Raw genomic sequence first — 12,863 nt, forward strand, 5'->3', positions numbered from 1 at the left:
AGAGAATCCTCCTCTTTGTAAGTAAGACCGAGATGAACCAACATCTCGGTCTGTTTTGTTTCCTATATGCTTCAACAATTAATGTTTAAAATGACGTACGCCTGTGAATACCATAGCAATGCCGTATTCATTAGCTTTATCAATGGAATCTTGATCTTTAATCGAACCACCTGGTTGAATAATTGCTGTAATTCCTGCAGCGGCTGCAGCTTCCACAGTATCACTCATTGGGAAAAATGCATCTGATGCTAATGCAGCACCTTTTGCTTTTTCTCCAGCTTGTTCAAAGGCGATTTTAGCAGCACCTACGCGATTCATTTGACCTGCGCCAACGCCAAGTGTCATTTGAGAATCTGTTACAACAATCGCATTTGATTTCACATGTTTGACAACAGACCAACCAAGTTGTAATGCTTCCCATTCTTGTTCTGTTGGTTCACGATCTGTCACTACTTTAATATCCGCATTGCCAAAGCCATAGCGATCTGGCTCTTGTACAAGAAGGCCTCCCTCAACTGATACTACATTGAATGAATCTTGTTTCGCTTGCTCGAAAGGAATTGTTAGTAAGCGGATATTTTTCTTTTTCGTTAAAATATCTAATGCTTCTTGTGAGAAAGCAGGTGCAATAATAATCTCTAGGAAAATATGGCTTAGCTTCTCTGCAGTTGCTGCATCCACTTCCATATTTAATGCGATAATACCGCCAAAAATTGATGTTGGATCTGCTTCATATGCTTTATCAAAAGCTGCCTCTAATGTGACACCTGTGCCAACACCACATGGATTCATATGTTTCACTGCTACAGCAGCTGGCATTTCAAATTCTTTCACAATTTGCAATGCTGCATTACCATCTTGAATATTGTTGTAAGATAACTCTTTACCATGTAATTGTGTAGCATAGGCTAATGAAAAGTCAGAGCCAAGACGCTTTTGGTAGAAAGCCGCTTTTTGATGAGGGTTTTCGCCATAGCGTAAATTTTGCTTTAATTCATATGTCATCGTTAAGCTCTCTGGGAACTCTTCTTCAGTCAGGTAGTTTGAGATATAAGAATCATAAGCGGCTGTGTGACGGAAAACTTTCGCAGCTAGTTTACGACGTGTTTCAATCGTTGTTGCGCCGTCTGCTTTTAGTTCTTCTAATACTGTTGCATAGTCATTGCTGTCCACGATTACTGTTACATATTGATGGTTTTTTGCAGCAGAACGTAACATTGTTGGACCACCGATATCAATGTTTTCAATTGCATCATCCCAAGTTACATTAGGCTTTGAAATTGTTTCAACAAATGGATATAGATTAACACAAACAATCTCAATTGGCTCAATTCCATGCTCATTCATCTGTGCTTGATGAGACGCATCGTCAAATTTTCCTAATAGACCACCGTGAATCATTGGATTTAATGTTTTCACACGACCATCTAAAATTTCAGGAAACTTCGTTACTTCATCTACCGCTGTTACAGCTACTGCATTGTCCTGTAACATTTTTTTTGTACCGCCAGTTGATAAAATTTCATAACCTAATGCTACTAATTCCTTTGCAAATTCTAAAATACCATCTTTATTGGAAACACTGATTAATGCACGTTTTGTCACAACAATATCCTCCTAATTTTTATCGTGCTGTCCACGAACTGACTTGCTTCAATAGATTCATAGAGTTAGGTCTTACTTGTTGAGTATGGTTCTCGACCTAACTCCTTCTTCAGTTACTGTAATAATTGCTGTAAAGCCTTTGTATATAATAGATGCTCTTGCTTGTGAATTTCAGCTTCTGTTGCTTCACGATTTCCTTCAATAACAGGTACCGCTGCCTGAGCGATAATTGGTCCAGTATCCATTCCTTCATCAACAAAATGCACTGTTACACCTGTGATTTTCACACCATGATTGATGGCCTGTCCAATAGCGTCCTTTCCAGGAAAAGACGGCAATAAGGAGGGGTGAATATTCACAATTCGCTGTGGAAAGGCTGCTAATAATACGTCACTGATTAAGCGCATATAACCTGCAAGCACAATCCATTTCACATCGCACTCATGTAAAGCATCGATAATAGCTGTTTCATAAGCTGCCTTCGAGGTAAACTCTTTTGGATTTAATGCTAATACTGGAATCCCAAAGTTTTCAGCACGTGTTACTACAAATGCTCCAGGCTTATCTGTGACCACAAGTTCGACCTTCGCATGTAATTCACCACGTTCAATGGCCTCTTGAATGGCTTGAAAATTACTACCGCTGCCTGACGCGAACACGGCGATTTTTGTTGGTGCAGTCATTACACTAAACTCCCATCATGTGAGCCATTAAATACTACCCCGTCGCCTTTAATAACACGTCCTATTGTATAAGCCTTTTCACCATTTGCTTCTACTGCAGCGATTACTTTATCAGCTTCAGTTGTTGGCACAGCGATTACAAAGCCAATACCCATGTTAAACACATTATATAAATCTTTATCTTCTAGCTGCCCTTTATCTTTTAAGAATTCAAAGATACGTAATACAGGCCAAGAACCTAAGTCGATTTCCGTTGCTAGTCCTTCTGGCATCATGCGTGGTAGATTTTCATAGAAACCTCCACCTGTAACATGTGCACAACCATGTACATCTGCTGCCTTTAAAGCTGCTAGTACAGGTTTAGCATATAGCTTTGTTGGCACTAGAAGCGCCTCACCGATTGGTCCTAGATCTTCATAGCCTTCTACAATCGCATCCACCGCATATTGATGATCTGCAAAGACAATTTTACGCACTAAAGAATAACCGTTTGAATGTACACCACTTGAAGCAATCCCAATAAGTACATCGCCTTCTACAATTTTTTCACCTGTCACAATGGCAGATTTTTCACAGGCGCCAACTGCAAAACCAGCTAAATCATATTCATCTTCTTCATAAAGACCAGGCATTTCTGCAGTTTCGCCACCTATTAGTGCCGCACCAGATTGCACACAGCCATCTGCAACGCCTTTGACAATTTGTTCGATTTTTGCAGGCTCTGCTTTTCCAAGCGCTACGTAATCTAAAAAGTAAAGTGGCTCTGCTCCTTGTGCAACAATATCATTTACACACATTGCTACACAGTCCACACCGATTGTATCGTGCTTGTCCACCATGAAAGCCAGTTTTAGTTTTGTTCCAACACCATCTGTTCCAGAAATTAGAACAGGTTCTTTAAGATTCAGTTCTGACAAGTCAAACATGCCACCAAAGCCACCAAACGTCCCCATTACACCTAGACGGTTTGTACGTTCAACATGAGACTTCATTCGTTTTACGGCTTCATAGCCCGCTTCAATATTTACACCTGCTTGTTCATATGCCTTTGACACGCAGAGTTCCTCCTTATCATCCAAGTCGCCTAAGTTTCCTAGATAGAAATGACTGTAAAACCTACTAGAGAACACTAATTTGTTGCGATGTTTTTCTTAACGTAATAATTCTTTTTCATGCGGCAAGATAGTATCCGGGAAAATCTCTGTTGGATATTTGCCTGTAAAGCATGCTAGGCATAGTCCTCGGTTTTCATCTTCATACGGTCGTGCAATAGTCTCTACCATCCCCTCAACAGAAAGGAAAGTCAGAGAATCTGCACCAATTACTTCACGAATTTCATCTACATTATGATTAGAAGCAATCAGTTCTTCATGCGTAGATGTATCAATGCCATAATAACAAGGATCTGTCATTGGCGGTGAAGAAATCACAACATGAACTTCCGCTGCGCCAGCATCTTTTAACATTTTGACAATGCGACGAGATGTTGTACCACGAACAATGGAATCATCCACCATTACTACTTTTTTTCCTTTTACGACTTGAACAACCGGTGAAAGTTTCATTTTTACACCACGTTCACGTAACTCTTGTGTCGGCTGAATAAATGTACGCCCAACATAACGGTTTTTAATAAGACCTAATTCATAAGGAATTCCACTTTCTTCTGCAAAACCAATCGCTGCGGAAATACTTGAATCAGGAACACCCGTTACAACATCTGCCTCAATATGCGTACATTCACGAGCAAGCTGTTTACCCATACGTTTTCTTGCCATATGAACGTTAATACCATCAATATCCGAATCAGGACGAGCTAAATAAACATACTCCATCGCACACATCGAACGTTTTTCCATGTCAGCAAAACGATCCGATTTTACACCCTCATCGTTAATAATGATTAGTTCGCCTGGTTCTACCGAACGAACGAATTCTGCACCAATTAAATCAAATGCACAAGTTTCAGAAGCTACCACCCAGCCATCTCCTAGCTTTCCAAGAGATAATGGACGTAAACCATGTGGATCACGTGCAACAAGCATTTCATCCTTTGTCATAATTAAGAAAGAATACGCACCCTTTAAAAGAGATAGGGCATTTTTCACCTTCGCACGGAATGGTGAATGCGAGCTTTTCTTAATAAGATGCGCCAACACTTCTGTATCAGAGCTCGAATGGAAAATACTACCTTGTCGCTCTAAATATTGTTTTAAATGTGTCGCATTGACTAAGTTACCGTTATGGGCAATTGAAAGGCTACCAGTTGAGGAGTGGAATAATAATGGCTGTACGTTTTCGATACCGCCACCACCAGCAGTCGTGTAACGAACATGCGCAATAGCTGCTTTGCCGTTCACTGCTTTTAATTTATCTTCGTTGAAAACATCATTAACTAGTCCTTCGCCTTTCACCGCGCGAAGATGCTGTCCGTCTGAAACGACAATTCCAGCACCTTCTTGTCCACGGTGTTGAAGAGCATGAAGCCCGTAATAGCTAAGGTGTGCTGGATTTGGGTTACCCCAAATACCAAACACCCCACATTCTTCGTTTAAGCCTCTGAGTTCAGCAAGCATGGGATTGCTCCTTTCCAATTAGAACGGAATTCCTCCACTGTACCTTCTACAAGCACACCTTTGTCCCCGTTGATTTTCACAAGTGCATCGTTTGTTACGACACCAATTTTTTGAGCATCTTTGATGATTTCTACAAATGCTGCAGCATTTTCTTCTTTAACAGTGACAACAAAACGAGATTGACTCTCACTGAATAACGCAGTTGTTGCAGAGCCTGTTAATGTTACATCCACACCAAGACCGTTAGCGCCAAATGTTGTTTCAGCAATCGCGACAGCTAGACCACCCTCTGCTACATCATGAGCAGATTGAACAAGACCTGCTTTAATCGCCTTTAATAAAGCTTGCTGACGTGTCGCTTCAACTTCTAAATCGATAGCTGGCGCTTTCCCTGAAATAACACCATTATTTAATAGTTTTTGAAGCTCTGAACCACCAAATTCTGTTTTTGTCTCACCAATAACAAAGACAATATCTCCTGCAGCTTTTACATCCTGTGTCGTTACATGTGCTAAGTCTTCAATAAGACCAACCATACCAATTGTCGGTGTTGGATACACCGCTTCGCCTGAACGTTCATTGTAAAGAGAAACGTTACCTCCGATTACTGGAGCATTTAATGCCGTACAAGCTGCCGAAATACCATCAGCAGATTTTTCAATTTGCCAGAAGATTTCTGGTTTCTCTGGATTACCAAAGTTTAAGCAGTCTGTAATCGCAAGTGGCGTACCACCAGTTGCCACGATATTACGAGCTGCTTCGGCTACCGCGATAGCACCACCCACTTCTGGATCTAAATAGATATAACGAGAGTTACAGTCTGTTGTCATTGCTAACCCTTTATTTGTGCCACGTACTCTAATAACGGCAGCATCAGAGCCTGGTTTAACAACTGTTGATGTACGTACTTGATAATCGTATTGATCATAAACCCACTCTTTAGAAGCAATCGTCGGTGCTTTTAATAAAGCATTTAATGTTTCTTTGTAATCTGTCACAACAGGTTCAGTGTTTTCGATTGCTTGGAACTGAGCATAGTATGCAGGCTCTGCAGATGGTTTATGATAAACAGGTGCATCTTCTGCTAACGCGTCTGCAGATACCTCTGCAACTACTTGTCCTTTGTGTAAAAGACGAAGCATTTTGTCATCTGTCACTCGACCGATTGCTACAGCATCTAAATCATATTTATCGAAAATCGCTTTAATTTCATCTTCGCGACCTTTTTTCACCACTAATAGCATACGTTCTTGAGACTCAGATAGCATCATTTCGTACGCTGTCATACCTGTCTCACGCTGAGGCACTAAGTCTAGGTTCATTTCTACACCAGAACCAGCCTTTGAAGCCATTTCTGCCGAAGAAGAAGTAAGACCAGCTGCACCCATATCTTGAATACCAACTAAAGCATCAGATTTTACAACTTCTAAACATGCTTCAAGTAAAAGTTTTTCCATGAATGGGTCCCCTACTTGTACTGCTGGACGTTGGTTTTCTGACTCCTCTGTTAATTCCTCAGAGGCAAATGTTGCACCATGAATTCCGTCACGACCTGTTTTCGCACCAACGTACATCACTGTATTACCGACACCTGCCGCAATACCACGTTGAATATCTTTATGGTCGATTAAACCGACACACATAGCATTTACAAGTGGATTACCTTCATAGCAAGGGTCGAATTGAATTTCGCCACCTACTGTAGGAATTCCGATACAGTTACCATACCCTGCAATACCAGCAACTACTTCTTCAAATAGATATTTACCACGCGCTGATTTTAATTCACCAAAGCGTAATGAGTTTAACATGGCGATTGGACGTGCACCCATTGAGAAAACATCACGGATAATACCACCCACACCAGTTGCAGCTCCTTGATAAGGTTCTATTGCAGATGGATGGTTATGTGATTCCATTTTAAACACTACTGCTTGTTCGTCACCAATATCAACAATACCTGCACCTTCACCTGGTCCTTGTAAAACTTGAGGCCCTTTTGTAGGGAATTTACGTAGTACTGGCTTTGAATTTTTGTAAGAGCAGTGCTCAGACCACATTACTGAGAAAAGACCTGTCTCTGTCCAGTTAGGTAGACGTCCTAAAATACCTTCTACCATTGCAAATTCTTCGTCTGACATCCCCATTCCAGCGTATAGCTTTTCATCTTTAATTTGCTGTGCTGTTGGCTCAAACTTAGTTGTTGACATGATTTTCCCTCCACTGCTTCACGATTGATTTAAATACTGCTAGACCGTCTGCGCCGCCCACCAGTGCATCAACAGCTCGCTCTGGGTGTGGCATCATCCCTAATACATTGCCGCGCTCGTTTATAATCCCTGCGATATCTTCTAAAGAACCGTTTGGATTGTCACCTGAGTATGTGAATACGATTTGATTATTATCTTTTAGTGATTGTAAAGTTTCCTCATCACAGTAGTAATTCCCTTCACCATGTGCGATTGGAATATTGATGATTTGACCTTGCTCATATTGATTTGTGAATGATGTATTGTTGTTTTCAACTTTAAGCTGCACTGTACGGCACATAAATTTTAAGTTTTTATTGCGCAATAAAGCTCCTGGCAATAAACCTGCTTCCGTTAGGATTTGGAAGCCATTACATACACCTAATACAGGTTTACCAGCATCTGCTGCTTTCTTAACTTCTGCCATAATGTTAGATTGATTAGCCATTGCACCACAACGAAGATAATCTCCATAGGAGAATCCTCCAGGTACTAATACGCCATCAAAACCACTTAGATCTGTTGCTGTATGCCATACATATTCTACTTCTTCACCTAGCTCGTCTTTAATCGCATGATACATATCGATATCACAGTTTGACCCAGGGAATACGAGTACTGCGAATTTCATGATTAATTAGCCTCCTCGACTTCGTAACGGTAGTCTTCAATTACAACGTTCGTTAAAACCTTTTCACACATTTCTTTTACTAGCGTATCAATGTCACGTTCTGTATCTTTAATTGATAGTTCAAGATATTTACCGATACGTAAATCTTCTACTTCACCGTAGCCCATTTTAGCTAAAGAACCTTGTACTGCAGAGCCTTGAGGATCAAGAATGCTCTCACGTAATGTTACATAGATTTTTACTTTTTTCATTGTTATTTGCCTCCGAGTCTAGAAAGTATAATAGTATAAACTTCAGTTAAATTACCAAGGTCTCGACGAAAAACATCTTTGTCTAACTTTTGCTTTGTTGTTGCATCCCAAAGTCGGCATGTATCTGGTGAAATTTCATCTGCCAGTAATACATGACCATCCAAATCACGACCAAACTCTAATTTAAAATCAATCAATGTCACATTGACATCTGCAAAGATTGGCTGTAGCACTTTGTTAACGGCTAGTGCACCATCATAAACAGCTGTTACTTCAGTAGGTGTGGCAAGTTCAAGAACATCAATATGCTCTGTCGTAATAAGTGGATCGCCTAATTCATCGTCTTTATAATAAAATTCAACGATTGGTCGTTTTAAAGGTGTCCCCTCTTCAAGACCCAGACGTTTTGCTAAACTTCCAGCAGCGATATTACGAACAACAACCTCAATCGGAATAATTTCTACTTTTTTTACAAGTTGTTGTGTATCTGATAATTGTTTTACGAAATGTGACGCAATTCCGTTAGCTTGTAATTTTTCGAAAATTAATGAAGTAATGCGATTATTTAAAATGCCTTTACCTTCAATTTCCTCTTTCTTTTCACCATTAAATGCTGTTGCACTATCCTTGTACTCAACAAGTAGCACATTTGGCTCCTCTGTTGTGAACAATTTTTTTGCTTTACCTTCATACAAAAGTTGACCTTTAGTCATTTCGTTTTCCCCCTGATATTATGAGATACGCTTGTAATCATGTTCAGAATTGAACCGTATTTCTACGATTCAACTCTGAAACTTTTACTGGTGGCTCTAACATTTATTTTAAGATGGCTAAATAAATATTAGTTAAGTCCTAGTCGTTCAAAAATCATATCAACGTGCTGTAAGTGGTAGTTGTAATCAAAACAATCATCCAACTCTTCTTTCGTTAAATAAGATGTGATTTTTTCACTTGCATCAACTAATGCACGGAACTGAACTTGCTCGTCCCAAGCCTGCATTGCTAAAGGTTGTACTGTATCATAAGCTTCCTCACGTACTAAGCCTTTGTCAATCAATGCTAGTAAGATGCGTTGAGAATAAATAAGACCAAATGTACGATCCATATTACGTTTCATGTTCTCAGGGAATACTGTTAAGTTTTTCACAATATTACCGAAGCGATTTAACATATAGTTAAGAGTAATTGTTGCATCCGGTAAAATAACGCGCTCTGCAGATGAATGCGAAATATCACGTTCATGCCATAAAGCCACATTTTCATAAGCTGTCACCATATATCCACGCATTAAACGAGACATACCAACCATATTTTCCGAACCGATTGGATTACGTTTATGTGGCATTGCTGATGATCCTTTTTGACCTTTTGCAAAAGCTTCTTCCACTTCACGTGTTTCAGATTTCTGTAACCCGCGAATTTCTGTTGCAAATTTTTCAATTGAGCTAGCGATTAAAGCTAATGCACCTAAATACTGCGCATGGCGGTCACGCTGTAAAGTTTGTGTTGAAATCGGTGATGCTGCAAGGCCTAATTTATCGCAAACATATTGCTCAACACGAGGATCGATATTGGCATATGTTCCAACAGCTCCAGACATTTTCCCTGTTTCAATTACTTTGGCAGCTGCTTCAAAACGTTCAAGGTTACGCTTCATTTCCTCATACCATAAACCAAGTTTCAAACCGAAAGTTGTTGGTTCTGCATGAACACCATGTGTGCGTCCCATCATAACTGTATGTTTATGTTCTTTTGCCTTAACAGCAATAATATCAATGAAATTTACGATATCTTTACGTAAAATATCATTTGCTTGTTTGATTAAATAAGAAAGGGCTGTATCTACTACGTCTGTAGAAGTTAAACCATAATGTACCCATTTACGTTCTTCACCAAGTGTTTCAGAAACAGCACGGGTAAAGGCTACAACGTCATGACGAGTTTCTTGTTCAATTTCTAATATACGATTCACATCAAATGAAGCATTTTCACGAATTTTAGCAACATCCTCTTTTGGAATATCACCTAACTCTGCCCATGCCTCACAAGCTAAAATTTCAACCTCTAGCCATGCTTGGTATTTATTTTGTTCTGTCCAAATTGCGCCCATTTCGGGTCTTGTGTAACGTTCAATCATCGCGTATCTCCTTCTATTCTGACCAAATGCCAGAACTCTCGATTTGTTGTAGTGTTGCTTCTAAGTCTTTTGTCATAATCGTTACATGGCCCATTTTACGGTTGACCTTAGCTTCAGCTTTCCCATAAAGATGTATAGACCATTCAGGATATTTAGCAATTGAGTTACTGAGTGGCACGACATGCTGCCCTAATACATTGACCATAATGGATGGTGCCCATAGTTGTGGCTTACGTAATGGCCATCCACAAACAGCACGAATATGCTGATGGAATTGTGAAACATTACATGCTTCAATTGAATAGTGACCAGAATTATGAGGTCTTGGCGCTAATTCATTAATAACAATGCCACCATCTTCTAACACAAACATTTCTACCGCTAGCGTTCCTATTAAATGTAAGTAATCTGCAATTTTTAAAGCTTCTCGTTCAGCAGCTTGAGCTGTGCTTTCAGTTATGCGAGCAGGCACAATTGTCTCGTGTAGAATATGATGAACATGAATGTTCTCACCAACTGGCTGACAATACGATTCACCATGACCATTTCTTTGAACAATGACCGATACTTCCTTTACGAAAGGAACAAATCCTTCTGCAATACATTGAGAATGCTTGAATAATTCTTTCGCTAAAGGTAAATCTTCAGTTGATTTTAAAAGCTGCTGTCCCTTGCCATCATAACCACCTCTTGCTGTTTTGACTATACAAGGATAACCAATCGAATCAATATTGGCTACTAATTCTTCATAAGTTTTTGCAACAATATATGGTGCTACTGGGCAACCAGCTTTCACAATAGCTTCTTTCTCTGTTATACGGTTTTGTGTAATACGTACCAACTCCGCTCCTTGAGGAACATAAGCCATTTGTGATAAACGCTTTAAGCCTTCATAATCAATATTTTCAAATTCATATGTGATAACATCACTTACTTCTGCAAGTTCTTCTAAAGCAGCTTCATCATCATATGGAGCTACAATACGAATATCAGCTACCTGCCCACACGGCGAGTCCATTGCTGGCTCAAGAACAGCCACTTTAAAACCAGACTCCTTTGCAGCAAGCGCCATCATTCGACCAAGTTGTCCTCCACCTATAATACCTATCGTTTGTCCAGGATAAATAATCTTCGTCACACTAAGTCACCTGTGCTTTCTAATACTTGCTGCTTTGTTGCTTCTCGTCTAGCATCTAATTTATTTGCAAGTTCTGTATCTGTTGTTGACAAAATTTGAGCTGCAAGTAATCCTGCATTTGTCGCTCCTGCTTTGCCAATCGCTACAGTTGCTACAGGTACGCCACCAGGCATTTGAACGATGGATAATAGTGAATCAAGTCCATTAAGTGCGCGTGATTGAACTGGTACACCAATGACAGGTAATGTTGTTTTAGCTGCCACCATTCCTGGTAAATGTGCAGCCCCACCTGCTCCAGCAATAATTACTTGAATGCCTCGTTCGCGAGCTGTCGCTGCATATTCAAACATTAAATCAGGTGTACGATGTGCAGAAACAACTTTCTTTTCGTACGGTACTTGTAATTCATCTAAAATATCACATGCATGTTTCATTGTTTCCCAGTCACTTGAACTACCCATAATGACACCGATTTTCGGATTCATAAATTGTCGCTCCTTTTAAACGATAGAAAAATGATCAATTATTTATTGTGCAAGCAACTATTTTGAATAGCTACTGCAATTCTTATCTATTTACAAAGAAAATCCTCAAATAAACTACTCTCTACCATTACACGTGAAAGCAGTTTACTTGAGGACTATTAGGACAAGAACATCTCCATGTACATAGCTAGCTGTACAGTGACCTTCTCATCATATGCCAAAAGTGCTTTCCCGCATAGTCCAGCATTTACGGTGCCGGGTAGAGACACTAGAGCCAATTCTCTAGCATATATGTGGGATCTATTTGTTTTTCCTTCTCACATTTTAACAAGGGATTGTCTTATCGTCAATGCAAAAATGCGAACATTTTTTATTATGTTAAAAAAAACGTTCGGTTTTTAGTCAAATTCATTCGATATCTTGAGCAGGTATAGCTTTAAACTGGATTTTCTGCCGTAAATAAGCTGGTTCGCCATCTACTATATGAAAAAGCGGCTCTTCTTTTCGTCCTATGGCCATAAAGCCGTCTTTCCGCATTCTTGCCAAACAATCCTCGATTGACTCGTTTTCTTGTACCTCATACCAAATTTGCTTTTTTCCCAACTTTTTCTTCCTTTCCACAGTACATTTTAAATCACAACTAATTTGTAATTTATTATACCTTTTGTTGCTTACAGACGTATGTAAGAACTTAAATAAATAGAAAAAACTGCAGATATTTCTCTCCGCAGTTTTGATTAAGGCTCATGAACCATAAAAAGCTTTTAAATAGATACAAAAAAATAATAGCTGTAGGAATAAATGAAGGACAACAAGAACCATACGATACCCTTTGATGCCTAATAGGGCACTGACGATGCCTAAACCACCTAAAATAAACGGCATAAACATATTTACATGATAGAGAAATGTAAAAAAGTTTCCATACCATTTCGTTGAATCATAACCAAACATAAAGAATGTGAGTAGTAGACTCAAGATCGAAATTGCAGAAAAAATGTTCTGCCTCATTGTGATTCCTCCATTATTAAACCCAATATGTATCTAGTTTAATGAATTTGCCCATAAATCGTATGGAAGTATTTAATCTATTATATCATTTTATGAA

General features: G+C 39.4%; 13 protein-coding genes and 1 riboswitch. All 13 genes read right to left on the reverse strand.

The genetic code is table 11. From position 1 onward, the window contains the following. Nucleotides 1-78: 78 nt before the first annotated feature. Nucleotides 79-1,605 carry a bifunctional phosphoribosylaminoimidazolecarboxamide formyltransferase/IMP cyclohydrolase gene (purH, locus tag MHB40_RS22045; RefSeq protein WP_342441673.1) on the reverse strand — a complete coding sequence of 509 codons (1,527 nt, stop codon included), beginning with the start codon at nt 1,603-1,605 and terminating at the stop codon, nt 79-81. A gap of 113 nt (nt 1,606-1,718) precedes the next feature. Further along, nucleotides 1,719-2,288, reverse strand: a complete 570-nt coding sequence (gene purN / locus MHB40_RS22050; protein WP_342441674.1) for a phosphoribosylglycinamide formyltransferase — start codon at nt 2,286-2,288, stop codon at nt 1,719-1,721. Next, nucleotides 2,288-3,343, reverse strand: coding sequence for a phosphoribosylformylglycinamidine cyclo-ligase (gene purM, locus MHB40_RS22055; RefSeq protein ID WP_205445736.1), 1,056 nt, complete (start codon nt 3,341-3,343; stop codon nt 2,288-2,290). Before purM ends, purN begins: the two co-directional genes overlap by 1 nt. Nucleotides 3,344-3,439: 96 nt before the next feature. Further along, complete coding sequence (gene purF / locus MHB40_RS22060; RefSeq protein WP_342441675.1) at nt 3,440-4,864, reverse strand: amidophosphoribosyltransferase; 1,425 nt, start codon at nt 4,862-4,864, stop codon at nt 3,440-3,442. Continuing rightward, on the reverse strand, nt 4,840-7,074 hold the full coding sequence (gene purL, locus MHB40_RS22065; protein WP_342441676.1) for a phosphoribosylformylglycinamidine synthase subunit PurL: 2,235 nt from the start codon (nt 7,072-7,074) through the stop codon (nt 4,840-4,842). The genes purF and purL overlap by 25 nt, the downstream gene beginning before the upstream one ends. Then, nucleotides 7,061-7,744: a phosphoribosylformylglycinamidine synthase subunit PurQ gene (purQ, locus tag MHB40_RS22070; RefSeq protein WP_205445741.1), complete on the reverse strand. Its 684-nt coding sequence runs from the start codon at nt 7,742-7,744 to the stop codon at nt 7,061-7,063. The genes purL and purQ overlap by 14 nt, the downstream gene beginning before the upstream one ends. 2 nt (nt 7,745-7,746) lie before the next feature. Continuing rightward, the gene (gene purS / locus MHB40_RS22075) at nt 7,747-7,995 is read right to left on the reverse strand and encodes a phosphoribosylformylglycinamidine synthase subunit PurS (RefSeq protein WP_342441677.1); all 249 of its coding nucleotides are present in this window, start codon (nt 7,993-7,995) and stop codon (nt 7,747-7,749) included. Between the two features lie 2 nt (nt 7,996-7,997). Next, nucleotides 7,998-8,708: a phosphoribosylaminoimidazolesuccinocarboxamide synthase gene (purC, locus tag MHB40_RS22080; RefSeq protein WP_342441678.1), complete on the reverse strand. Its 711-nt coding sequence runs from the start codon at nt 8,706-8,708 to the stop codon at nt 7,998-8,000. A gap of 128 nt (nt 8,709-8,836) precedes the next feature. Next, nucleotides 8,837-10,132 (reverse strand): adenylosuccinate lyase, encoded by a 1,296-nt coding sequence (purB, locus tag MHB40_RS22085; RefSeq protein WP_342441679.1) that lies wholly within the window; start codon nt 10,130-10,132, stop codon nt 8,837-8,839. A gap of 13 nt (nt 10,133-10,145) precedes the next feature. Continuing rightward, a complete protein-coding gene (purK, locus tag MHB40_RS22090; protein WP_205445745.1) occupies nt 10,146-11,270 on the reverse strand; it encodes a 5-(carboxyamino)imidazole ribonucleotide synthase in 1,125 nt (374 codons plus the stop codon). Then, the gene (gene purE, locus MHB40_RS22095) at nt 11,267-11,755 is read right to left on the reverse strand and encodes a 5-(carboxyamino)imidazole ribonucleotide mutase (protein ID WP_205445747.1); all 489 of its coding nucleotides are present in this window, start codon (nt 11,753-11,755) and stop codon (nt 11,267-11,269) included. The genes purK and purE overlap by 4 nt, the downstream gene beginning before the upstream one ends. Nucleotides 11,756-11,971: 216 nt before the next feature. Then, a riboswitch (purine riboswitch) is annotated at nt 11,972-12,070 on the reverse strand. A gap of 93 nt (nt 12,071-12,163) precedes the next feature. After that, a complete protein-coding gene (locus tag MHB40_RS22100) occupies nt 12,164-12,358 on the reverse strand; it encodes an NETI motif-containing protein (RefSeq protein WP_205445749.1) in 195 nt (64 codons plus the stop codon). Between the two features lie 141 nt (nt 12,359-12,499). Continuing rightward, entirely contained in the window at nt 12,500-12,766 is a 267-nt protein-coding gene (locus tag MHB40_RS22105; RefSeq protein ID WP_205445750.1) for a hypothetical protein, read from the reverse strand. Nucleotides 12,767-12,863 lie beyond the last annotated feature (97 nt).

The organism is Lysinibacillus sp. FSL K6-0057, assembly GCF_038630885.1.
Classification (GTDB): Bacteria; Bacillota; Bacilli; order Bacillales_A; family Planococcaceae; genus Lysinibacillus; species Lysinibacillus fusiformis_F.